This is a genomic window from Thalassococcus arenae (assembly GCF_019104745.1).
GTDB classification, from domain to species: Bacteria; Pseudomonadota; Alphaproteobacteria; order Rhodobacterales; family Rhodobacteraceae; genus Thalassococcus_B; species Thalassococcus_B arenae.
On the sequence record NZ_JAHRWL010000001.1, the window covers coordinates 1,571,826 to 1,594,712 of the forward strand.

General features: G+C 64.8%; 23 protein-coding genes. 10 read left to right on the forward strand and 13 right to left on the reverse strand.

The features are described 5' to 3' along the window. Positions 1-12 precede the first annotated feature (12 nt). The 4 genes from KUH32_RS07705 to KUH32_RS07720 form a co-directional block, all read right to left on the reverse strand. Positions 13-282 (reverse strand): DUF6455 family protein, encoded by a 270-nt coding sequence (locus tag KUH32_RS07705; protein ID WP_217777452.1) that lies wholly within the window; start codon positions 280-282, stop codon positions 13-15. Beyond that, entirely contained in the window at positions 279-575 is a 297-nt protein-coding gene (locus tag KUH32_RS07710) for a DUF6455 family protein (protein ID WP_217777453.1), read from the reverse strand. The genes KUH32_RS07705 and KUH32_RS07710 overlap by 4 nt, the downstream gene beginning before the upstream one ends. Beyond that, positions 572-835, reverse strand: a complete 264-nt coding sequence (locus tag KUH32_RS07715; RefSeq protein ID WP_217777454.1) for a DUF6455 family protein — start codon at positions 833-835, stop codon at positions 572-574. Before KUH32_RS07715 ends, KUH32_RS07710 begins: the two co-directional genes overlap by 4 nt. 73 nt (positions 836-908) lie before the next feature. Further along, complete coding sequence (locus KUH32_RS07720) at positions 909-1,637, reverse strand: M48 family metallopeptidase (protein ID WP_217777455.1); 729 nt, start codon at positions 1,635-1,637, stop codon at positions 909-911. A gap of 107 nt (positions 1,638-1,744) precedes the next feature. Between KUH32_RS07720 and KUH32_RS07725 the strand changes: the two genes are divergently transcribed. From KUH32_RS07725 to KUH32_RS07740, 4 genes are all read left to right on the forward strand, one after another. Continuing rightward, on the forward strand, positions 1,745-2,131 hold the full coding sequence (locus KUH32_RS07725; protein ID WP_217777456.1) for a thiol-disulfide oxidoreductase DCC family protein: 387 nt from the start codon (positions 1,745-1,747) through the stop codon (positions 2,129-2,131). A 9-nt stretch (positions 2,132-2,140) separates the two neighbouring features. After that, positions 2,141-2,371, forward strand: coding sequence for a DUF8831 family protein (locus KUH32_RS07730; RefSeq protein ID WP_217777457.1), 231 nt, complete (start codon positions 2,141-2,143; stop codon positions 2,369-2,371). A gap of 344 nt (positions 2,372-2,715) precedes the next feature. Then, positions 2,716-3,294, forward strand: a complete 579-nt coding sequence (locus tag KUH32_RS07735; RefSeq protein ID WP_217777458.1) for a nitroreductase family protein — start codon at positions 2,716-2,718, stop codon at positions 3,292-3,294. After that, the gene (locus KUH32_RS07740; protein WP_217777459.1) at positions 3,291-3,992 is read left to right on the forward strand and encodes an EI24 domain-containing protein; all 702 of its coding nucleotides are present in this window, start codon (positions 3,291-3,293) and stop codon (positions 3,990-3,992) included. Before KUH32_RS07735 ends, KUH32_RS07740 begins: the two co-directional genes overlap by 4 nt. Here the strand turns inward: KUH32_RS07740 and KUH32_RS07745 are convergent. Continuing rightward, positions 3,980-4,246, reverse strand: coding sequence for a DUF1467 family protein (locus tag KUH32_RS07745; RefSeq protein WP_217777460.1), 267 nt, complete (start codon positions 4,244-4,246; stop codon positions 3,980-3,982). The genes KUH32_RS07740 and KUH32_RS07745 overlap by 13 nt on opposite strands. Before the next feature lie 28 nt (positions 4,247-4,274). Further along, on the reverse strand, positions 4,275-4,679 hold the full coding sequence (gene mce, locus KUH32_RS07750; protein WP_217777461.1) for a methylmalonyl-CoA epimerase: 405 nt from the start codon (positions 4,677-4,679) through the stop codon (positions 4,275-4,277). Between the two features lie 129 nt (positions 4,680-4,808). Here mce and KUH32_RS07755 point away from each other — a divergent pair, with 129 nt between their 5' ends. Further along, a complete protein-coding gene (locus tag KUH32_RS07755) occupies positions 4,809-5,525 on the forward strand; it encodes a response regulator (RefSeq protein ID WP_217777462.1) in 717 nt (238 codons plus the stop codon). A gap of 6 nt (positions 5,526-5,531) precedes the next feature. Here the strand turns inward: KUH32_RS07755 and KUH32_RS07760 are convergent, their stop codons facing one another. From KUH32_RS07760 to aspS, 3 genes are all read right to left on the reverse strand, one after another. After that, positions 5,532-6,767 (reverse strand): DUF1501 domain-containing protein, encoded by a 1,236-nt coding sequence (locus tag KUH32_RS07760; protein ID WP_217777463.1) that lies wholly within the window; start codon positions 6,765-6,767, stop codon positions 5,532-5,534. Between the two features lie 3 nt (positions 6,768-6,770). Next, positions 6,771-8,153, reverse strand: coding sequence for a DUF1800 domain-containing protein (locus KUH32_RS07765; protein WP_217777464.1), 1,383 nt, complete (start codon positions 8,151-8,153; stop codon positions 6,771-6,773). Positions 8,154-8,256: 103 nt separating this feature from the next. Further along, on the reverse strand, positions 8,257-10,032 hold the full coding sequence (gene aspS, locus KUH32_RS07770) for an aspartate--tRNA ligase (RefSeq protein WP_217777465.1): 1,776 nt from the start codon (positions 10,030-10,032) through the stop codon (positions 8,257-8,259). A 163-nt stretch (positions 10,033-10,195) separates the two neighbouring features. On the opposite strand from aspS, the gene KUH32_RS07775 reads away from it, so the two are divergent. After that, positions 10,196-11,428 carry an SAM-dependent methyltransferase gene (locus KUH32_RS07775; RefSeq protein WP_217777466.1) on the forward strand — a complete coding sequence of 411 codons (1,233 nt, stop codon included), beginning with the start codon at positions 10,196-10,198 and terminating at the stop codon, positions 11,426-11,428. A 30-nt stretch (positions 11,429-11,458) separates the two neighbouring features. Here KUH32_RS07775 and bchJ read toward each other — a convergent pair whose 3' ends face one another. Both bchJ and bchE read right to left on the reverse strand, forming a co-directional pair. Then, positions 11,459-12,061, reverse strand: coding sequence for a bacteriochlorophyll 4-vinyl reductase (gene bchJ / locus KUH32_RS07780; RefSeq protein WP_217777467.1), 603 nt, complete (start codon positions 12,059-12,061; stop codon positions 11,459-11,461). Between the two features lies 1 nt (position 12,062). After that, positions 12,063-13,712: a magnesium-protoporphyrin IX monomethyl ester anaerobic oxidative cyclase gene (gene bchE / locus KUH32_RS07785; RefSeq protein WP_217777468.1), complete on the reverse strand. Its 1,650-nt coding sequence runs from the start codon at positions 13,710-13,712 to the stop codon at positions 12,063-12,065. Between the two features lie 146 nt (positions 13,713-13,858). Between bchE and carB the strand changes: the two genes are divergently transcribed. Continuing rightward, positions 13,859-17,206, forward strand: a complete 3,348-nt coding sequence (gene carB, locus KUH32_RS07790; protein WP_217777469.1) for a carbamoyl-phosphate synthase large subunit — start codon at positions 13,859-13,861, stop codon at positions 17,204-17,206. A 66-nt stretch (positions 17,207-17,272) separates the two neighbouring features. Here carB and KUH32_RS07795 read toward each other — a convergent pair whose 3' ends face one another. Both KUH32_RS07795 and KUH32_RS07800 read right to left on the reverse strand, forming a co-directional pair. Then, positions 17,273-18,019, reverse strand: a complete 747-nt coding sequence (locus tag KUH32_RS07795) for a MipA/OmpV family protein (protein ID WP_217777470.1) — start codon at positions 18,017-18,019, stop codon at positions 17,273-17,275. Positions 18,020-18,092: 73 nt separating this feature from the next. Further along, entirely contained in the window at positions 18,093-18,617 is a 525-nt protein-coding gene (locus KUH32_RS07800) for a DUF992 domain-containing protein (RefSeq protein ID WP_217777471.1), read from the reverse strand. A 292-nt stretch (positions 18,618-18,909) separates the two neighbouring features. On the opposite strand from KUH32_RS07800, the gene gpmI reads away from it, so the two are divergent. The 3 genes from gpmI to KUH32_RS07815 are packed head-to-tail and all read left to right on the forward strand — an operon-like array spanning position 18,910 to position 22,876. Beyond that, positions 18,910-20,418, forward strand: coding sequence for a 2,3-bisphosphoglycerate-independent phosphoglycerate mutase (gene gpmI, locus KUH32_RS07805; protein WP_217777472.1), 1,509 nt, complete (start codon positions 18,910-18,912; stop codon positions 20,416-20,418). Then, entirely contained in the window at positions 20,415-21,533 is a 1,119-nt protein-coding gene (locus tag KUH32_RS07810) for a murein hydrolase activator EnvC family protein (protein WP_217777473.1), read from the forward strand. The genes gpmI and KUH32_RS07810 overlap by 4 nt, the downstream gene beginning before the upstream one ends. Before the next feature lie 8 nt (positions 21,534-21,541). Further along, positions 21,542-22,876 carry a S41 family peptidase gene (locus KUH32_RS07815; RefSeq protein ID WP_217777474.1) on the forward strand — a complete coding sequence of 445 codons (1,335 nt, stop codon included), beginning with the start codon at positions 21,542-21,544 and terminating at the stop codon, positions 22,874-22,876. Positions 22,877-22,887: the final 11 nt, after the last annotated feature.

The window sequence follows — 22,887 nt, forward strand, 5'->3', positions numbered from 1 at the left end:
ATCTGTCGTGGCTTATTGAACCTGCCGACGACGCAACTGATCCAGAACCGTTGCGTTGCAGCACCCCGGTGGTGCTGTAACCTGCGGACCCGGGCCTTTCGACAGCCATTCCTCGCAGGCTTCGACCAAAGCGCATGTCCGGCATTTCGTCACCATCTCGGCATAGGTCTCGGGCGCCAGTTGGCGCGACAGGATCGCGTCACCCAGGCTGACACCCATCGTCTTGGCCACGCTGCGGGTCATCCAGAAATGGCGTTCTGCGTCACCGAGAATGGGTCTCATGGCGTGATTTCCTCGATTGCTGATTTCATCGCGGCAAATCGCTTGGCGTTGATGCAGCTCTCCGGTGCGTCGCGCAGTCCCACCGCATCGAGATCGGCCAACCATTTCGAGCAGCCGTCAGGATTCTGACAACCGCGGCATCGCGTGACAATGCGGGACCAATCGTCTTGCGTCATCTGATCGTCTTCCATGGCTTTGACCAGATCAACGCCGGTGGCCTTGGCCATGCGCATCACCAGCCAGTAGTGACGCGACTTCGGGCCTAGCGGGCGCGGAGCGACCTGGCCGCTCATGATGCGGAGCCTCGCAATTCGCGGAACAACTCGGCGTTCCGGCAGTAATCCGGTGTGTCCGCGATGGTTTCGGTGGTTCCGGCCAGAAACGCTTCGCACGCGCAGGGCTGCGCGCAACCGGTGCATCGCAGCACCGCGTCGTCCAGCTCGCCGAAGGTCAATTCGCCTCGCAACATCCGTTCTTCCAGGTCAAGACCGACGGCCTCGGCCATCTGGTCAACGAGTTTTGCGTGGCGTTTCAGTGTCTTGGGCGGTTGCATCCGGCATTCCCCCTCCTGATGGAATGGGCAAAACCTAGCTGCTGGTCGCGAACCTAGCCTTGATGCATATCAATCAGAGCTTTGATGCCACCCGGCGAACGGCCTCGATCCGGGCAGCATTCGGGGGGTGCGAGCCAAGGAAGCGGTTCCCGGGATCGGGCAGGCGGGTAAAGAAAGCGGCACCCCGGACCGGGTCGAAACCGGCCCTGTGCGCGATGACTGTTCCCAGTTCGTCGGCCTCGATCTCGAAATCCTTGGAATAGGTGCGCGCGCCAACCGCGGCCCCCAGGTCCTCGGCGGAACGCACCCCTTGCGCATCGGCTCCGGTCATCGCCGCGATGCCGGAAAAGATCACGGCACCCACTGTCGCATTCTGTCGCTGCCGATCAAGATGCGACAAGATGTGATGGGCCGCTTCGTGCCCCATGACAAAGGCCATTTCGTCGGTGTTGCGGACTGTCGCGATCAGCGCGAGGTTGAAAGCCAGGATCGGCCGGCCGGACCGGTCGACGGTCTGAAAGGCGTTGGGCGGCTGGCCGGGCCGGTCGTCGACGACAATCAGGAAATCGCAGTTCATGCCCCGCGTCCGTGCGCGGCATTCCCGTTCGGCAATCGGTTCGACCCGTTCGACGACTTCGACGAAACCGCGGGCCGCCTGCTGCGCCTGGCTCCGCACCTGCGGGCTTGGCACCGCCGGTGCAGCCACTTGTGTGGGTCGTTGCGGTGCAGGGCCGGTCGTCACGACCACCGGTTCGCAAGCGGCCAGCACCGCTGCAACGGCCATCAAAAGGAATGCGCGCATCTCTCATACCCCGTGCGTGTCGGTGTAACGATAGGGTGCCGAGACGGTCAGGACCAGACCCTTGGCGATCACTTGGCAGTGCGCAGCCGACGCCTATCTGACAGGGTATGAGCAAGGACATCACGGTCATCTACAACGACACCTGCCCGATCTGCGCCCGTGAGGTCGCGGGATACCGCCGCCTGGCCGAAAAGACCGGCGGCGACATCGCCTTTTCGGGTCTGAGCGAAGGGGCTTTCGGCGATTACGGGCTCGATCGCAACAGCGCGGCACGGCGATTTCACGTGGTGGCGGACGGGCGGTTGGTCGGCGGGGTCGAGGCGTTTGCGCTGCTTTGGGACCGCCTGCCGCGGCTGCGCTGGTTGGCCCGGCTGGTCCGGCTGCCGGTCATCGCCCCGTCGGCGCGCCTGGTTTACGACCATGTTCTGGCCCCGGTGCTCTTTGCGCTGCATCGGCGGCGCGAAAGGCTGGGCAAGGCACGTCGCATTGGCTAGGCTACCGGCATGTTCAGCATCGAGCACGAATTCGACGCCACCGTCGTGACCCTTGTGGACGAGGGCGAAACGCCCCTGCAGGAGGACGTGATCGTGTCGTCATTCGAGGAATGCGTGACCGTCGAGCAATACGATCCGCGAACCGACAGCGTGCAGAAGATCACCCTGTCGATCACCCAGATGCGGGATCTTGCCGCCGCGATTTCGCTGCCCGAAGGCGTCTACACCCGCCGCAAGTGATCGGTTTCTTGGCCGGACCATGCGTTCCGCGACATGTGGCCGTGCGCAGGCGTCAAAGCCGGCCGCCCGATACCAAGCGCGCGGGCCCGCAACCTGTGAACGGCCCCCTGGCCCTGGCCGTTCTCGGGCGGGTCGAAAATGCTTTTTGCATCCCGAGAGCGTATCCGCGAGACGAACCAACGCGCGGCGTGACGTGTCAGGCAAACACGGCGCCGGGTTGCGCCAGAAGGCCAAGAACAGGCGATTTCTGCGATCGGCTTGGCATCGGGCGAAAAACCCGCAAGATCGGCGGTTGAATCCCGGCGCTTGCGCGCTGACATAGGGACCAGTGAAACGAGGTGCCCATGCCGCAACCCAACCAAGCCGCGCTGGATTTTCTTCTGACCCGCCGGTCCCGTCCGGCGAAGACGCTGACGGCGCCGGGCCCCGATCGCGAAACGCTCTTGACGCTTTTGACCGCCGCTGCGCGCAGCCCCGACCACGGCAAGCTGGAACCCTGGCGGTTCATCGTGCTGGAACGCGCGGCACTTGGCCGGCTGGCGTCCGCCGCCGAGCAGCGGGCCACCGAGATGGCCCTGGATCCGGATCAGGTAGTCAAGTTGGTCGCGGCCTTCGGCGATAGTCCGCTATGTGTCGCGGTCGTCGAGGTGCAAAAGGAAAGCCCCAAGATCCCGGCGGTCGAGATGACCTATTCCGCCGGTGCGGTCTGCCTTGCGCTGCTGAATGCGGCACTGGCGTCGGGCTGGGGGGCGAACTGGTTGAGCGGTGTCATGGCGCATGACAGGCGTTTCGTCGAAACACATATGGGCCTTGCGCCGAACGAACGGATTGCCGGTTTCATTCATATCGGCACCGAAACCGCCGCGCCGCCTGACCGGCCGCGCCCCGATCTGGACGCCATCACGGAATGGGTTTCGGAATGATCCTGGCGTCGGTCCTGTCGGCCTTGCGGCAGATGAGCGACGGCCGGTTCCAGCGTGTCCTGCTGTTGGGCGTCGGCCTGACCATCGGGCTTTTCGTCGCGATCTACCTGGTATTCGTCACGGCCATCGGCTGGTTCGTCGGCGACAGCGTCAGTCTGCCATGGATCGGCGAGGTCACCTGGGTCGATGATGCGCTCAGCTGGGGCGCGCTGCCGCTCATGCTGGTGTTGTCGGTTTTCCTGATGGTGCCGGTCGCTTCGGCGATCACATCCGTCTTTCTGGACGAGGTGGCGCAAGCGGTCGAGGACCGTCACTATCCCGGCGCCGGCCCGGCGCAGACGGTGCCGCTGGGGGACGCGTTGCGCGATACGGTGGGCTTTCTGGGCACGCTGGTCGTCGCCAACCTGCTGGCGCTGATCCTCTACCTGTTCTTCATCCCCTTCGCGCCGCTGATCTTCTGGGCGCTGAACGGGTTCCTTTTGGGTCGGGAATATTTCACGCTGGCGGCGATGCGCCGTGTCGGCCGTGCTGGCGCCAAGCAATTGCGGCGCCGGCATTTCCTGGCGATCTGGGCTGCTGGTGTCGTGATGGCGCTGCCGCTGAGCGTTCCGCTGCTGAACCTTCTGGTGCCGGTGCTGGGCGCGGCCACGTTCACCCATCTTTTTCACCGGCTGAACGACCGCGTTCAGGTGCCGTAAAGCCAGCGCGAGATATCGGCGACCGTGATCAATCCTGACAGGATGATCCCGGCGATGATCACCCACAGCACCAGCGACACACCGGTCGTGATCCAGGCCTTGCGGCGCAGGTGATGTATCTCGGGCGCACCGGCCTGGGTGCCCGGCACGATTTCGCCGCGGTCGCCCTGGGTGACGACGCGGATGGGAAGAACGACCAGCCATGTCATGAACCAGATGACCGCGAACAGGACCAGCGCCGATGTGATACCCATGGAAATCTCCCTTTTGCGGGATGATAGTTCAGACCTGCTCCAACTCCACCAGGCAACCGTTGAAATCCTTGGGATGCAGAAACAGCACCGGCTTGCCATGGGCGCCGATCTTGGGTTCGCCGCTGCCCAGAACACGGGCGCCGGTGGCCTTGAGGTGGTCGCGTGCCGCAAGGATGTCGTCGACCTCGTAGCAGACGTGATGGATGCCGCCCGACGGGTTCTTTTCCAGGAAACCCTTGATCGGGCTGTCGTCGCCCAGCGGGTAGAGCAGCTCGATCTTGGTGTTTGGCAGTTCGATGAAAACCACCGTCACTCCATGATCGGGTTCATCCTGCGGCGCGCCAACCTTTGCACCGAGCGCGTCGCGATACTGCGCAGACGCGGCCTCGAGGTCGGGCACGGCGATGGCGACATGGTTCAGACGTCCGATCATGAAGGCACTCCTTGCTGCGTTGCGGCGTTTATGGCGTGCCACGCGCTTCCGAACAAGCGGGATGCGGCCATTAACCGCCTGTTCACCTTGCCGCGCCAAAGCTGAACGGGATCCGTATGGGAGGCCAGGATGGACGATTCGGATATCTTTGACACGCTGCCCCGCCCCACCGCCACACGCCCGCTTTTGGGCATGACCGTGCTGGTGGTCGAAGACAGTCGCTATGCCTGCGACGCGATGCGGCTGTTGTGCCTGCGCTCGGGCGCGCGCATTCGTCGGGCCGATTGCCTGCGTTCGGCGCGCCGCCACCTTCAGGTCTACCGCCCGACGGCGGTGGTCGTGGATATGGGGCTGCCGGACGGTTCCGGCGCCGACCTGATTTCCGAGCTTGCCGGCACCACGCCCCGCGTTCCGGCAATCGTCGGAACCAGCGGCGACAGCTTTGCCGAAGACGTGGCGCTCGCTGCGGGCGCGGATGTCTTCTTGGCAAAGCCGATCACGTCGGTCTCGGTGTTCCAGGAGGCGATCATTGCCGCGCTTCCCGCCGATCGGCAACCCAGCGGTGTGCGCCTTGTCAGCGACGATCCGATCCGGCCCGATCCGCTGGCCTATCGCGATGACATGGCCCATGCGGCGGACGTGTTGGGCGACTATGCCGACGACCGGATCGTGCGCTACGTCACGCAATTCATTTCGGGCGTGGCCCGCAGCGCCGGCGATGTGCCGCTTCACGAAGCGGCCGAGGATTTGGCCCATGCCCAAGCGCGCGGCAAGCCGTTGCAGGCCAACCTGGCAAGGGTCGCAGCCATGGTTCAGGATCGCCTGACCGACAAGATCGCGATCTGAAACGCCTCAGGCCAGCAGGCCGGGATCGGAACCCAGGTCGACGCCGGGAAAGACCCGCGTTTCGATCGCGCCGACCGGCAGGCCGAACAGGCCGTGGATCAGCCAGCCCGCGATCGCCCGGACATCCCGTGTGGGCATCAGATCGCGGCGCGCATACAAATCCGCTTCGGCCAGGCCCGGCCATTCGCCGAAGACCCGGCCGCCGCGAATCGCACCTCCCGCCAGCACCATCGCGCCGCCGGTGCCATGATCGGTACCGCCGGTGCCGTTCATGCGGACGGTCCGACCGAATTCCGTCATCGCGATCACGGCGGTGTTTCGCCATGCTCCGTCTCCCATCGTGTCGCGCAATGTCGTCAATGCCGTGACCAACTGCGCCAGGGCTCGTGGCAACGCGCGGTCCTGGGCATCGTGTGTGTCCCAGCCGTTCAACGAAAAGGTGGCGATCCGCGCATCGCCGCGCAGCTGTTGCGCAGCAAAGGCCGCAATCCGCTCTGCGGCCGGTGCCTGGCGCCCCGTCGCCATGTCGGCGCGCAACATGTCCATCATGTCGGCGGTATCGCCCGAAAAGGCGACCGGATCGCCGTCGCTGTCGGCGTTGACGAAGGCTTGCGCCATCGCCTCGGCAAAGGCCGGATCGTCCTGCATCACAAGTTCGGCAAGCCGCAGTGCCTGCGGGCTGAGCGCCAGGTCGACCTCGGGTGTCCATCGCGAAAACGGCGCTGCGCCGGACAGAACGAACATCGGTTCGCGACCAAGCGCATAGGCGGTGCGGGTGCTGACGCCCGGCATTTCGCCGAGCATTCGGTTCAGCCAGCCGTCGCGCGTCAGACCGGATGACAGATCGGCAATCCCGGCCTCCAGTAAATCCTGTCCGTCGAAATGGCTGCGTTTGTCGCGATAGGGCGTCGAAACCGCATGCACGAAGCCCAGCTGACCGGCGGCCCAAAGCGGAAGGAGAGGCGACAAGGCGGTGTGCATCGCGAAGAACCCGTCGAGATCCACGGCGCCGTCTTTTCCGCCAAGGGTCACCGTTCCACGCGCCGAAACAAAATCCGGGTCGCCGTGCGGCATCAAAACGCCCAGCCCGTCCATGCCGCCACGCAGGATGATCACGACCAGGCGCTTTTCTCCCGGAGTGGCGGCCCAAGTCACCGGCGTGACCAGTGGACTGGCGGCCAGCGAACAGCCGATGACGGCAGAGCGGGTCAGAAAGGCGCGGCGCGACAGGCGGGTCGACATGGGTCACATCCTCTGGAAGGCCGGCGAAGCCAGAACAAGCCCGATCCCGTCGGCGCGGCTTTCGGCGGCCTCGGCGGCGAACCGCACAGCGGGCGAAGCGAAGGATCCGAGCGCGGTCTCGACGAAGTCACGGGGATCGGGCAGGGCCGGCACCAGGCGTTCCGGCATGGCGATGGCCCATTGCAGACGCGCGGCCACGCCTTGCGGTGTGATCCAGGCGGAATCCTCTTCCGGAAGTCCGTCGGGTCCGTCCGGTTCCTGCCAGACCTGCCCCATCAAGGCGAGCGGATGAAGGATGGTCAGACGCAGCGGTCGTTCCTTCAGGGCGGCCAACCGCACGGCCGGTGCACCTAGCGCGCGAAGCGCGGAGGCGACGAAATCGAAAGGCGGCTTGACGTTCCGCAGCACCGGCGACCACGCCACCGGATGTGTCAGCAGGGCTTCGTAGACCGTCAGCAAATTCCCGCCGGACCGCTGGTACGCCGCGTCCAGTGCCGCGACCAGCGCGGGATCCGGCTGGTCGGCCACGAAATGCACGGCCAGTTTCGTCGCGATGTGGCGTGCGGTCGCGGGGTGGCGGGCAAGGTCGCGCAGCACCATTTCGATATCCCGGAACCCGGGCTTCGCGCCGCCATAGGATCGTCCCAGCACCGTTTCGGGCCCTGGTTCGGCGAACGCCTTGCGAAAGGTCCGGCCCGATTTCGGGCTCAGCCCCAGACCCGTCAGCAACTTGGCCAGTTCGGTCACGTCGTCCTGAGTGTAAGGCCCGCCCACGCCCAGCGTGTGCAGTTCGAGCACTTCGCGCGCCAGGTTTTCGTTCAGCCCACCCGTGCCGGTTTCCACCGACCGCGCCGAGTTCGGCCCGACAGAACCGGTCTGGTCGAGGTAATGCACCATCAGCGGATGCGTGACCGCCGCAATCAAGAGGTCTTCGAACGACCCGGCGATCCGTGGCCGGATCGCGCTTTCGATATATGGCGACGTTCCGCGGCGGATCACGTTCGACTTTCCCGTCGCGGTGAAATGGTCGGCCCAGAATGCGACCAGCCGTTCGCGCAGGCCTGTCCCGGTCTCGATTCGGCGTGCAAGCATGGCAGCCATCCACGATGCCGAGTCCCGGCGCGCCTGCACATTGATGTCGCGCATCGCCATGCGAGCGGCTTCGCCGATCTCGGTTTCCCGGTTCTGGCGATAGATGCGGGCGTGCTGCATGCGGTCCTGAATGCGCAGGAGAAAGGTATCGAACTCTTCGATCGGAAACCGCTGTGCCATTGCGTCGGGTTCGGTCAACCCGCGCAACACGTCCCGCACCGAGCCCGGTGGCGCTGACCGAGGTGACAGGCCGCAGCCGAACCGGATTTCCGCAAGGGTTGGGTCGAACGACATCTGCGCAGCGCCCGCGATTGGCAACGCCACGAACATAAGCCGAACCGCGCATCTATGCACCGCCCGCGACGCGAACGTGAACGCGCTTGGCGAAAAGGCGCTGTCAGTCCTGCGGGATCACCCGCAAGCCCAGCTCCATCAACTGATCGCTGGTCGGATCGGATGGCGCGTTCATCATCAGGTCTTCGGCGCGCTGGTTCATCGGGAACATGATGACCTCGCGGATGTTGGCGGTGTCGGCCAGCAGCATCACCATCCGGTCGATGCCCGCCGCGCAGCCGCCATGCGGGGGCGCGCCGAAACGGAAGGCGTTGACCATGCCGCCGAACCGCTTGCGAACCTCATCCTCGCCATAGCCGGCCAGTTCGAAGGCCTTGAACATGATCTCGGGCTTGTGGTTCCGGATCGCGCCGGACACCAGTTCGTATCCGTTGCAGGCCAGGTCGTATTGATAGCCCAGAACGCCCAGCGGATCGCCGCTCAGGGCGTCCATGCCGCCTTGGGGCATGGAAAACGGGTTGTGGCTGAAATCGACCGCGCCGGTTTCCTCGTCGGCCTCGTACATCGGGAAATCGACGATCCAGCAGAAGGCGAAACGATCCTTGTCGGTCAGGTTCAGCTCTTCACCGATGGTCACGCGCGCCTTGGCTGCGACGCGTTCGAAACTGGCGGGCTTGCCGCCCAGAAAGAAGGCGGCATCGCCCTTGCCAAGGCCCAGTTGCTGGCGGATCGCCTCGGTGCGTTCGGGGCCGATGTTCTTGGCCAGGGGGCCGGCGGCTTCCATCCCGTCCTCGCCGTCACGCCAGAAGATATAGCCCATCCCCGGCAGGCCCTCTTTCTGGGCGAATGCGTTCATCCGGTCGCAGAACTTGCGCGAGCCGCCGCCGGGCGCCGGAATGGCGCGGATCTCGGTGCCGTCCTGTTCCAGCAGCTTGGCGAAGATCGCAAAGCCCGAGCCGCGGAAATGGTCGGAGACGATCTGCATCTTGATCGGGTTGCGCAGGTCGGGCTTGTCGGTGCCGTACCACAGCGCTGCGTCGGCATAGGAAATCTGCGGCCAGTGCTTGTCGACCGGGCGGCCGCCGCCGAATTCCTCGAACACGCCTTCGATCACCGGCTGGATCGTGTCGAACACGTCCTGCTGGGTGACAAAGCTCATCTCCATGTCGAGCTGGTAGAAATCGGTGGGCGACCGGTCGGCGCGCGGGTCTTCGTCACGGAAGCAGGGCGCGATCTGGAAATACTTGTCGAAGCCCGACACCATGATCAGCTGCTTGAACTGTTGCGGCGCTTGTGGAAGGGCATAGAACTTGCCCGGATGCAGACGGGACGGCACCAGGAAATCGCGCGCGCCTTCGGGGCTGGACGCGGTGATGATCGGCGTCTGGAATTCGCGAAAGCCCTGGCCCCACATCCGCTTGCGGATGGATGCCACCACGTCGGACCGCAGCACCATGTTGCGTTGCATCGCGTCGCGGCGCAGGTCGAGATAGCGATAGCGCAGGCGGGTTTCCTCGGGATAGTCCTGATCGCCGAACACCATCAGCGGCAGTTCGTCGGCAGCGCCCAGAACTTCCATATCGCGGATGAAGACCTCGATCTCGCCCGTCGGCAGTTTGGGATTGACCAGCGATTCATCGCGCGCCTTCACGTTGCCGTCGATCCGGATGCACCATTCGCTGCGCACCTTTTCGACCTGCTTGAAGACCGGGCTGTCGGGGTCGCACAGCACCTGCGTCACCCCGTAGTGGTCGCGCAGGTCGATGAACAGCACGCCGCCATGGTCGCGGATGCGGTGCACCCAGCCGGCAAGGCGCACGGTGTCGCCCACATTGGCTTTGGTCAGCTCGGCGCAGGTATGGCTGCGATAGGCGTGCATGATGGTCTGCCCTCGGAAAATTTGTTTTAAAGTCAGGCGCGGATACACCGCTCCCCGCCCGCGAAGTCAAGTCGCGCCCGACCGATTTGGCGGGAATCACCGCCTCTGATACGATTTCCTGTGCATTGACGCCATGCCAGGCAGCATTCACGGGGGGTGAGTGATGTGGACCGCAACAATGTCGCGCATGCTCGAACGATTGGTCACGATCGGTCGGTTGCGTGTCGTCTATCCGGACGGCACCCGCCGCGACTACGGGCCGGGGGGCGGGATCGAGATCGAGATCGCCATCACCGAGCACCAGACCGTGCAGGCGCTGTGCCTGCGCCCGGTCCTGGCCCTTGGCGAGGCTTACACGGATGGGTCGCTGACCGTGGCCGATGACCGGCTCTACGATTTCCTGACGCTGCTGGTGCGCAACCAGCAGAAAGGCGGCGGGATGCCCGCGTGGTTCCGCGGCTGGCAGGGGCTGCGCAAAGCCGTGCGGCATCTGGTGCAACGCAACACCGACAGCACCGCGCGGCGCAACGTGGCGCATCACTACGACATCTCGGATGATTTCTATCGGCTGTTTCTGGACCGGGACATGCAGTATTCCTGCGCGTATTTCGCGCGGCCCGACATGACGCTGGAACAGGCGCAGGCCGCCAAGAAGGCGCATATCGCCCGCAAGCTGCGGATCGAACCGGGGATGCGGGTGCTGGACATCGGCTGTGGCTGGGGCGGGATGGGGCTGACGCTGGCGGGCGATTTCGGCGCACGGGTCACGGGCGTGACCTTGTCGCGGAACCAGCTGACGACCGCGCAGACCCGGGCGCAGTCCGCGGGATTGGCGGATCGCTGTGATTTCCGCCTGCTGGACTACCGCAAGCTTACCGACCGCTTTGACCGGGTGGTCAGCGTCGGCATGCTGGAACATGTCGGACTGCCGCATTACGATGAATACTTCGACAAGGTGCACAAGGTGCTGGAGCCCGACGGCATCGCGCTGATCCACACGATCGGTCGGGTCGCGCCGCCGTCACCCACCAGCCCGTGGATCGACAAGTACATCTTTCCCGGTGGCTATATTCCGTCGCTTTCCGACCTCGTGCCATCGATCGAACGTGCCCATCTTTGGCAGGCCGATATCGAGGTCCTGCGCGGTCATTACGGCCCGACGCTGAAACACTGGCGCCAGCGTTTCGAGGCGGCGCTGCCGAAGGTGCGCGAAATGTATGATGACCGGTTCATCCGCATGTGGCGGTTCTACCTGGTTGCCTGCGAAATGGCGTTCGAGGAGCAGTGGCAGGTCGTCTACCAGTTTCAGCTGTCGCGCCAGCAGCACGCCGTCCCGGCAACCCGCGACTATCTCTACGGCGATGCGGACAAGACGGCCTTGCAGGCGGCCGAGTAGCGTCGGGCGTTGCCATCCGACCGCGGCGGGTCACTCCACGCGCAGATCGAATCGGCAGGCCGGGTCTCCGGTGGCGGCGCAGGCCACCTCGCGGCAGCGGACACCCGGATGGACCAGCCGGCGATAGAGCGTTTCGAACACCGCCGCGTGCCAGCGGCAAAGCGGTATCGGCGATGACGCGCCGCGGATCAACGGGTTGTCGTGCAGGGCGAACTGCCAGGACGAAAGACGCCGAAACCGCCCCGATCCGGCAAAGGTCCAGGCATGGCGAGCGATGGCGTGCGACAACAGGGCTGCGGCGGCGGCCGGCGGCAAAGCCCGCAGCATCGTTTGCACCGGGGCGGGAATACGGTGGGTCAGGATGTAGTTACCGGTGTGACGCCCCGCCTGAGCCGCGAGCCCGCCCGACCGGGCGCCGAAACGGGCGCGCAGGGCGTCGTGCAGCCGGGCGGCCTGCGCCTCGCAGATCATCGAACCGCCGTCGGGCACGATCACACCGGCCCGGGCAAGAAACGCCGTGGTCGCCGTGACACCCAGCCGTGCTTCGATCACCGGAAGCATCTGCAACACCGCGTTCGGACCGATCAGGCCCGGTTCGCCCGGTGACGGCGCCACGGCAAGGTCGCGCGGCATCTCAGAGGTCGCTCAGCTGTTCGGTTCCGCCCCCGCAGGCCTTGACCGCCGCGTCGCCCGGCATCCGGAACGCGGCGCGTTCCTTCATCTGCGCCTTGACCGCCTCGCGCCGTTCCTTGGCGCGCGCGGCGCGGTCGGCCGCGGCTTCCCAGTCTTCCAGTTGCGCCTCGGCCAGTTGCCGGGTGTCGTCGAAATCGAAGTGCACCGTGTTCTTGGTCTGCGGACCCCAGTACCCGGCCTTGCCCAGGTCGTAGAAGGTGCGCTGCACCCCGGCCTTGAGAAACGCCTTGAGACACCCCAGCAGATAGCGCCGGCGATACCCGGTGCCGCGCCACGGGTAGTGGAACAGCGCCTTGCGCATGTAGAAGCGGCGGTAGTTCTTCATCACCCCGTCCAGCAACTCGCCGCGCGTCATCGCGTCGGGTTTCATGATCGGTGTGACGAAGTTGTACTTGGAGAAATCGAAGATCTCGACCTGGTCCCGCAATTCCTGGAACAACGGCGTGAACGGCCAGGGCGTGTACATCGCCCAGTTGGCCAGGTCGGGCTGCCAATCCCAGGCCATCTGGAAGGTTTCCTCGAGCGTCTCCTCGGTCTCGTTGTCCAGACCCACGATGAACTGCGCCTCGGTAAAGATATCGGCCTCGCGCAGCAGGCGGATCGCGGTCTTGTTCTCGTCGACCTTGGTTTCCTTGTTGAAACGGTCGAGTTTCAGCTGTGCGGCCGCCTCGGTCCCAAGGCTGACATGCACCAGCCCGGCCTTGCGGTAGAATTTCAGCAGATCGCGGTCGCGGTAGATATCGGTGACGCGGGTATTGATGCCCCATTGCACCCGGCGCGGCAGGTCGCGGGCGATCAGTTCTTCGCAGAACTGGATGAACTTCTTGCGGTTGATGGTGGGTTCCTCGTCGGCGAGGATGAAAAAGCCGACGCCGTGGTTCTCAACCAGGTCCTCGATTTCGTCCACCACGGCGATGGGGTCACGCACGCGGTAGTCGCGCCAGAATTTCCATTGCGAACAGAACGAACAGGTGAACGGGCAGCCGCGCGCCATGTTGGGAATGGCCACGCGGGTGCCCAGCGGAATGTAGATGTATTTCTCCCACTCCAGGATCGACCAGTCGGGCTTGATCTTTTCGAGATCCTTGACGGTGCTGGCGGCCTGGGTTGCGACGATGTCGTCGCCGTCGCGAAAAGCCAGCCCGTGGATGCGGCGGCGGTCGGCGGGCCAGCGCCCGTCGCGGATCGCCTCCATCAGGTTGACGAGGATCTCTTCGCCTTCGCCGCGGACGATCACGTCGATCCAGGGGGCTTCGGACAGGACCTGCTTGTACATGAAGGTCGCGTGCACCCCGCCCAACATGCGGATGGCGTCCGGAACTGCCTGCTGAGCAAGGCGCAACACTTCCTCGGCGCGGTAGATCGACGGGGTGATCGCCGTGACGCCGACCACGTCGGGCCGCAACGCGGCAATCTGTCGGCCGAGGTCGTCATCGGCGATATCGTTGGTCATCGCGTCGATGAAATGGATGTCGTCGAACCCCGCCTGGCGCAAGTGCCCGGTCAGGTAGGCCACCCATGCGGGCGGCCAACTGCCGGCGATCTCGGCGCCGCCGGACCTGTAATTCGGGTGGACGAATAAGATGCGCATGGCCGACTCCCTGTTGTAAACTTCAGTTTACAGTCAACACGTCTACTTAACTTGACATAGATCAAATCCGGACGGTTGGTGGCAAAGGCTTGCACGCAGGCAGCGGATGCGTATAACGCCGACAATTTGCGTTTGGGGGTCCGGGCATGCCGAAAAGAACCGATATCAGTTCCATCATGATCATCGGCGCCGGGCCAATCGTCATCGGGCAGGCCTGCGAGTTCGATTATTCCGGTGCCCAGGCCTGCAAGGCGCTGCGGGAAGAAGGGTATCGGGTGATCCTGGTCAACTCGAACCCCGCGACGATCATGACCGATCCCGAACTGGCCGACGCCACCTATATCGAACCGATCACCCCCGAAATCGTCGCCAAGATCATCGCCAAGGAAAAGCCCGACGCGCTTTTGCCGACGATGGGCGGCCAGACCGGCCTGAATACCGCGCTGGCGCTCGAGGAAATGGGCGTGCTGGCGGAGCACGGGGTCGAGATGATCGGCGCCCGGCGCGAAGCCATCGAGATGGCCGAGGACCGCAAGCTGTTCCGCGAGGCCATGGACCGCATCGGGCTCGAGAACCCCAAAGCCACGATCGTTACCGCGCCCAAGCGCGCCGATGGCAAGCGCGACCTGACCGAAGGGCTGCGCATGGCGATGGACGCGCTGGACGATATCGGCCTGCCGGCGATCATCCGCCCGGCCTTTACCCTCGGCGGTACCGGTGGCGGGGTGGCCTACAACCGCGAGGATTACGAATATTACTGCCGCTCGGGTATGGATGCCTCGCCCGTCGGACAGATCCTGATCGACGAGTCGCTGCTGGGCTGGAAGGAATTCGAGATGGAGGTCGTCCGCGACAAGGCGGACAACGCGATCATCGTCTGCGCCATCGAGAACGTCGATCCGATGGGCGTGCATACCGGCGACAGCATCACCGTTGCGCCGGCGCTGACCCTGACGGACAAGGAATACCAGATGATGCGCAACGGCAGCATTGCCGTGCTGCGCGAGATCGGCGTGGAAACGGGCGGATCCAACGTGCAATGGGCGGTGAACCCGGACAATGGCCGCATGGTGGTGATCGAGATGAACCCGCGGGTGTCGCGGTCGTCGGCGCTGGCGTCCAAGGCCACCGGCTTCCCGATCGCCAAGATCGCCGCCAAGCTGGCTGTGGGCTACACGCTGGACGAGTTGGACAACGACATCACCAAGGTCACCCCGGCCAGCTTCGAGCCGACCATCGACTATGTCGTCACCAAGATCCCGCGCTTCGCCTTCGAGAAGTTTCCAGGCAGCCAGCCCAATCTGACCACCGCGATGAAATCGGTGGGCGAGGCGATGGCCATCGGCCGCACGATCCACGAATCGCTGCAAAAGGCGCTGGCCAGCATGGAAACCGGCCTGACCGGGTTCGACGAGGTGACGATCGAAGGCGCGCCCGAGAAATCAGCAGTGGTCAAGGCGCTTTCGGTGGCCACGCCCGACCGGTTGCGCACCATCGCCCAGGCCATGCGTCACGGCCTGAGCGACGACGAAATCCAGGCCGTCACCCATTTCGATCCGTGGTTCCTTGCCCGTATCCGTGAAATCGTCGATGCCGAAGCCCAAGTGCGCAAGGACGGCCTGCCGGTAACCGAGGAAGGGCTGCGCGCGCTCAAGATGATGGGCTTTACCGACGCCCGGCTGGCCAAGTTGACCGGCCGCGACGAAGGGCAGGTGCGACGCGCGCGCCGAAACCTGGGCGTGTCGGCCGTGTTCAAGCGCATCGACACCTGCGCCGCCGAATTCGAGGCGCAGACGCCCTACATGTACTCCACCTACGAAGTGCCGATGATGGGCGAGGTGGAATGCGAAAGCCGGCCGACCACCGCGAAAAAGGTGGTCATTCTCGGCGGCGGGCCGAACCGGATCGGGCAGGGGATCGAGTTCGACTATTGCTGCTGCCACGCCTGCTTTGCGCTGTCGGATGCGGGTTACGAGACCATCATGGTCAACTGCAACCCCGAGACGGTCAGCACCGATTACGACACGTCCGACCGCCTGTATTTCGAGCCGCTGACCTTCGAGCACGTGATGGAAATCCTGAATGTCGAGCAGCAGAAGGGCACGTTGCACGGCGTGATCGTCCAGTTCGGCGGGCAGACGCCGCTGAAGCTGGCCAACGCGCTGCATGACGAGGGCATCCCGATCCTCGGCACCACACCCGATGCCATCGACCTGGCCGAGGACCGCGAGCGGTTCCAGGCGCTGGTCAACAAGCTGGGGCTGAAGCAGCCGAAGAACGGCATCGCCAGCACCGATGCGCAGGCGCTGGCCATCGCGGAACAGATCGGCTTTCCGCTGGTGATCCGCCCGTCCTACGTTCTGGGGGGCCGCGCGATGGAGATCGTCCGCGACATGGCCGGGCTCGAGCGATACATCAACGAAGCGGTGGTCGTGTCCGGCGACAGCCCGGTGCTGCTCGACAGCTACCTGTCCGGCGCGGTGGAACTGGATGTCGATGCGCTGTCGGATGGCGACGCCGTCCATGTCGCCGGCATCATGCAGCATATCGAAGAGGCCGGCGTGCATTCCGGCGACAGCGCCTGTTCCCTGCCGCCCTATTCGCTGGACCCCGCGATCCTGGCCGAGGTCAACCGCCAGACCGAGGCGCTGGCCCGCGCTTTGAACGTGGTCGGCCTGATGAATGTGCAATTCGCGATCAAGGCCAACGAATCTGGAACACCCGAGATCTACCTGATCGAGGTGAACCCCCGTGCCTCACGCACGGTGCCCTTCGTCGCCAAGGCGACCGACAGTGCCATTGCCTCGATCGCCGCGCGGATCATGGCGGGCGAAAAACTTTCGGCTTTCCCGATGCGCCCGCCCTATCCGGAAAACGCCGATTACGACACCGTGCTGCCGCTGGCCGACCCGATGACCTTGGCCGATCCCAACATGCCCTGGTACTCCGTCAAGGAGGCGGTTCTGCCCTTTGCCCGCTTCCCCGGCGTCGACACGATCCTCGGACCGGAAATGCGGTCGACCGGAGAAGTCATGGGCTGGGACCGGTCCTTTCCCCGGGCGTTTCTCAAGGCGCAGATCGGCGCGGGCACCCATCTGCCGACCGAAGGCGCGGTGTTCTTTTCGATCAAGGATGACGACAAGACCCCGCAACTGGTGGAAACCGCACGGACCCTTGTCGAACTGGGCTTTTCCATCGTCGCCACCGGCGGCACGGCGGCGTTCCTCGAAGGTCACGGCATCGCCTGCGAGTTGGTCAAGAAGGTCTATGAAGGCCGCCCGAACGTCACCGACCTGATGAAGGATGGCGGCATCCAGCTGGTGATGAACACCACCGAAGGCGCCGCCGCGGTCGAGGACAGCCGTTCGATCCGGTCGATCGCGCTGTATGACAAGATCCCCTACTACACCACCGCCGCGGGCGCCCATGCCGCCGCGATGGCGATGAAGGCGCGGGAAGAGGGCGAGCTTGTGGTCAAGAGCCTGCAGGCCTGATCCGCGGCCGCAAAGAAAAGAGCCCGCCATCTCTGGCGGGCTTTTGGCTTGACGTGGCGCGGCGTGTCAGAACCGCAGGTTGAACTTGCGCACCAGCATCATGCTGAAACTGCCCTGGTCGCGGCTGCCATCCTTGACGATCGGCGACTCGGCGACGTTGTCGGACAACCGGCTCCAGCCCAGCGTACCCTGCACCGCCCAGGCATCCGAAATGTCGCGGCGTAGGGTCATCTCGATCCCGGCCGATTTCATTCCGGCATCGGCGTCATGAGCGGCCAGCGCGGTCGCCGTGGCCGGTACGGAGAAATAGGTGTCCATGTATTCGCCGTTGGCGAAGGACAGGCGCGGGCCGACACGCAGGGTGGTCTGCGCATCCAGCGGGATGATCGCATCCGCGCCCAGGTCGCCGACCACACCGTCATGGCCCGTCAGGCCCTTGCGTACGGCGGCAAACACCTCGGCGTTTTCCCAGCGATAACTCAGTTTCGCGCCAAGCTCGAACGCGGCGTCGACGTCGTCGATCCCGTCGAGGATCGGGGTGTCGTCCGCAGTGCGTTCACCCACGAAGCGGAACGAAGGCGCGAAGCCGAACCCGGTGCCGCTGCCCGGCTGGATGTTGATCGACCCCAGTTGCAGCGCGCCCAGTGACCCGGTGCCGGTGGGTCCGGTTTCGTACTCGTCCGCGCCTTCGTAGATCGGCGCATAGCGCAAGCCGGCGCCCAGCTCGAAATTCAGGATGCGCTCTTGTGCAGTGGCGAAGGCGGGGGCGAGCGCAAGCAGGGCAGCGGCGGTCGCGATATGGCAGCGCGTCATAGGAGGTCTCCACCTTGCGAACGAAGGGCCGATTCGGCCCTTCGCAATTCGGAACGGTTATCAGGTATATATCTCAACCTTCGGTCGGCGCCAGTGTCAGCGAAGCCAGGCCCAGTGCAAGGTTGACGCCCTGCACGCCCTCGACGCTGACCGGTTGAAGGCCGATCTGCTTGTCCGAGCCGCCGACCAGCGCGTTGGCACCAAGTCCGATCCCCAGCGATGCACCGGCCGAGACGCCGACATAGGTGCCAGCCAGGGCGTTGTCGCCGGGCTTGTTTTCGGCAGTGGTGAACACCACCCAGGTCATGTAGCTTTTCTCGGTCTTGCCGATATCCAGCCCCAGCTTGTCCATCGAGCCGGTATACGCCTCGACCGAACCGTCGGCATGGGTGAATGCGCAGGTCACGCCCTTGGACGACCCCAGGAACATGCCCCAGCCGCCTTCGATTTCGCAATCCAGGGTGCCGATCTGCTGGCCCTGCACTTCGCTGGCGGGCTTCACGGTGTCCATCTTGTCTGCGACGGTCTGCTGAGCCAGCACGGGGATGGCTGTCAAGACGGCCAGGCCGGCGATGATGGTGAGTGTCGGACGGATCATTTCTTCCTCCTCAGGTGGGGCCGGGCTGGACGAGGTAAACAACCAGCCCGGCGCTCTGGTGACGTTTCCTTGCGGTGGCGCACCAAGAACCTGTGGGAACTGTAGAGACGCCGATAGAAACAGGAAAACGAATAATAATTGTCGTTGAGGTGACAAATGCGCATATAAAAGCGATCGTGACGCTGCGCGGTCTTGCGACGATTGTGCCCGATCAACGCGCCTCGGTTTCTGGACGCTAGGCTTCGGCACTGATACATCTCGCGGCGACCGCCCTTCCGGAAAGACCCAGCTCATGTCGAAACCTGTCATCCTGTGCATCCTAGACGGCTGGGGCCTGCGCGAAGACGCGGCCAACAATGCGCCAAAGCTGGCCGACACGCCGACCATGGACGAGTTGACCGCGACTTGCCCGCACGCGGAGTTGATCACCCACGGCCCGGATGTGGGCCTGCCGACCGGCCAGATGGGCAATTCCGAAGTCGGCCACACCAATATCGGGGCGGGGCGTGTGGTGGCGATGGACCTGGGCCAGATTGATCTGGCCATCGAGGACGGCAGTTTCTTCGAAAACGACTCCATCCTCGACTTCGCGGCCAAGGTGAAGGCGGCGGGCGGCACCGCTCATGTCATGGGACTGACCTCGGACGGCGGAGTGCATTCGCATTCCAGCCACGTGCTCGCGGCGGCAAAGGTGTTGACCGATGCGGGACTGCCGGTGTCTTTGCACGCGATCACCGACGGGCGCGACGTGCCTCCGCAATCCGCGGCCGAGCAAGTGGCGGCATTCGAAGCCGCATTGCCGGAAGGCGCCCGGATCGTCACCGTATCGGGACGCTACTATGCCATGGACCGCGACAACCGATGGGAACGCGTCGAACGCGCATATCGCCCCATGGTCGAAGGTTCGGGCGAAACACGCGCCAGCGCCGTGGCCGGGATCGAGGCAAGCTATGACGCCGGGAAAACCGACGAATTCATCGAGCCTTTCGTGATCGGCGACTACAGTGGCATTCAGCCGGGTGACGGTGTCTTTTTCGTGAATTTCCGGGCCGACCGCGCGCGCGAGATCCTTGCCGCGATCGGGGCCCCCGATTTCGACGGGTTCGATCGTGACAGACCGGCGCTCAGCGCGTTGCTGGGCATGGTGGAGTATTCCGACGCCCACAACGCATACATGACGACGGCCTATCCCAAGCGCGAAATCGTCAACACCCTGGGCGAATGGGTGGCCAAGCACGGGTTGCGGCAATACCGGCTGGCCGAGACCGAAAAATACCCGCATGTGACGTTCTTCCTGAACGGCGGGCAGGAAGTGCCGGAAGTGGGCGAGGACCGCTTCATGCCGAAATCTCCCAAGGTCGCGACCTATGATCTGCAGCCCGAAATGAGCGCGCCCGAAGTCACCGAAAAATTCGTGGCCGCAATCGAGGCGGGCTACGACCTGATCGTCACCAACTACGCCAACCCGGATATGGTCGGCCACACCGGCGATCTGGGCGCTGCGATCAAGGCCTGTGAAGCGGTCGACCAGGGCCTCGCGCAAGTGGTCGCCGCGACCAAGAAGGCCGGCGGCGCGCTACTCATCATCGCCGATCATGGCAATTGCGAGACGATGGTCGACCCGGAAACCGGTGGCCCGCACACTGCACATACGACGAACCTCGTGCCGGTGATCCTGTTCGGCGGACCAAAGGGGGCATCGTTGCGCAACGGCAGGCTGGCCGATGTGGCGCCGACGCTGCTGCAGTTGATGGGTTTGCCGAAGCCCGACGAGATGACCGGAGAGAGCCTGATCGCGTGAGACGCCTCGCTCTGGCATTGGGGATTGTGGTTGCAACCGGCGCTCTGGCGGATGGGCGCGCTGCACAGCAGGCCGCGCAGGCCTTGACAGAAGCGGCGCAGAAACTCGAAGCCGCGGACGGCGCGCGCGACCGCGTCAAGGCCCTGACCGAAACCGTGCAGGCCTATGAGGCGGGCCTGGCCGCGATGCGTGAAGGGTTGCGGGCCGCAGCGGTCCGGGAAACCGAACTGAGCCGCCGGCTGGAGGCGCGTGAGGCCGAGGTCGCCGGGCTGTTGGCCGCCCTGTCCGGTCTGGGCGCCGGGGCGTCTGCCGGGTCGCTCCTGCATCCGCAGGGGCCGGTGGGCGCAGCGCGTGCCGGTATGCTCCTGTCGTCGGTGACACCGGGCCTGGCAAGCCAGGCCCAGGCTCTGCGCGCCGACCTCGACGAAGCGCGTGCCTTGCGGCAGATCCAACAGGACGCGGCCGATCAACTCAACGCGGGGCTGTCCGGGGTGCAAACGGCCCGGACCGCGCTTAGCCAGGCGGTGGCCAACCGCACCGATCTGCCACGCAAGTTCACCGAGGACCCGGTGCGCACGGCGATCCTGATCGCGTCGGCCGAAACGCTGGGCAGTTTCGCCCGCGATCTTGACCGGATCGCCCTGGACGAGGTTCCTGTGGACCTCGATGTGCTGGACGACCGCAAAGGCGTTCTGCCCATGCCGGTCCAGGGGGTCGTCCTGCGCGAATTCGACCAGGCCGATGCCGCCGGGGTGCAACGGCCGGGCCTGGTGGTCGCCACCGGGGCACGTGCCTTGGTCACCACACCCGTCGCTGCGACCATCCGCTATCGCGGGCCGCTGCTGGACTACGGGCTGGTCTCGATCCTGGAACCGCAGGCGGGTGTCCTGTTCGTTTTGGCGGGTCTGGAAACCGCGTTCGGCGAGACCGGGCAGGTGCTGCCCGAAGGCGCACCGGTGGGTCTGATGGGCGGGACGGTGCCGGATGCCGACAGCGTGCTTTCACCTTCCGGTGAAAGGGGTGGCGCCGACCGGACGGAAACGCTCTATATAGAAGTCAGAGAAGGCGACGTGCCTGTCGATCCACGCGCGTGGTTCGCAACCGACAAGGGATAACGACAACCATGAAGAAATTCCTGATGGCCGCGATCGGCGGCACTTTGGCGGGGGCGGTCGCCACCACGCAATTCGTGGGGCCGCTGCTGGCGCAGGAAACCAACCGGTCGTCATCGGTCTATGAACAGCTCGACCTGTTCGGCGACATCTTCGAACGCATCCGCGCGCAATACGTCGAAGAAGTCGAGGCGGGCGAACTGATCGAGGCGGCCATCGACGGCATGCTGACTTCGCTGGATCCGCATTCCAGCTATCTGTCGCCCGACGACGCGGCGCAGATGCGCGTGCAGACCCGGGGTGAATTCGGCGGCTTGGGCATCGAGGTCACCCAAGAAGAAGGCTTCGTCAAGGTGGTGTCGCCCATCGACGGCACCCCGGCGATGGAAGCGGGTATCGAAGCGGGCGATTTCATCACCCATGTCGACGGGGAATCGGTGCTGGGCCTGACGCTGGACGAAGCCGTCGACCTGATGCGCGGCCCGGTCGGCTCCGAGATCATCGTGACCGTGGTCCGCGAAGGCGAGGCCGAACCGTTCGACGTGTCGATCATCCGCGACACGATCAAGCTTCAGGCGGTGCGCACCCGGACCGAGGGGCAGACCGTCGTGCTGCGGATCACCACGTTCAACGACCAGACCTATGCCAACCTGTCCGAGGGATTGGCCAAACAGGTCGAAGATGCGGGCGGTATCGACAACGTCAACGGTTTCGTTCTGGACCTGCGCAACAATCCCGGCGGCTTGCTGACGCAGGCTATCCGGGTGTCCGATGCGTTCCTTGAAAAGGGCGAAATCGTCTCGACCCGCGGACGCGACCCGGCGGATGGCGAACGCTACAACGCGACGCCGGGCGATCTGGCCGATGGCAAGCCGATCGTGGTGTTGATCAACGGCGGATCGGCCTCGGCGTCGGAAATCGTCGCAGGCGCCCTGCAGGATCATCGCCGCGCGATCGTCGTGGGCACCAAGTCCTTCGGCAAGGGTTCGGTCCAGACGGTCATGCCACTGCGCGGAGACGGCGCGATGCGCCTGACCACGGCGCGCTATTACACGCCGTCGGGCCGGTCGATCCAGTCGCTGGGGGTCAGCCCCGACATCGTCGTCGAACAGCCCCGCCGGCCCGCCGCCAGCGAAGAGGAAGACGAGGCCACCAATCGTTTGAGCCGCACCGAGGCCGATCTGCGCGGCTCGCTCGACAACGACTCGCTGACCGAGGACGAGATCCGCCAGATCGAGGAAGACCGCGCCAAGGCCGAAGCAGCCGCCAAGCTGCGCGAGGAGGATTATCAGCTGGCCTATGCCATCGATATCCTCAAGGGCCTGTCGGCGCTCGGCCCGAACTGACTGCGCCCGTC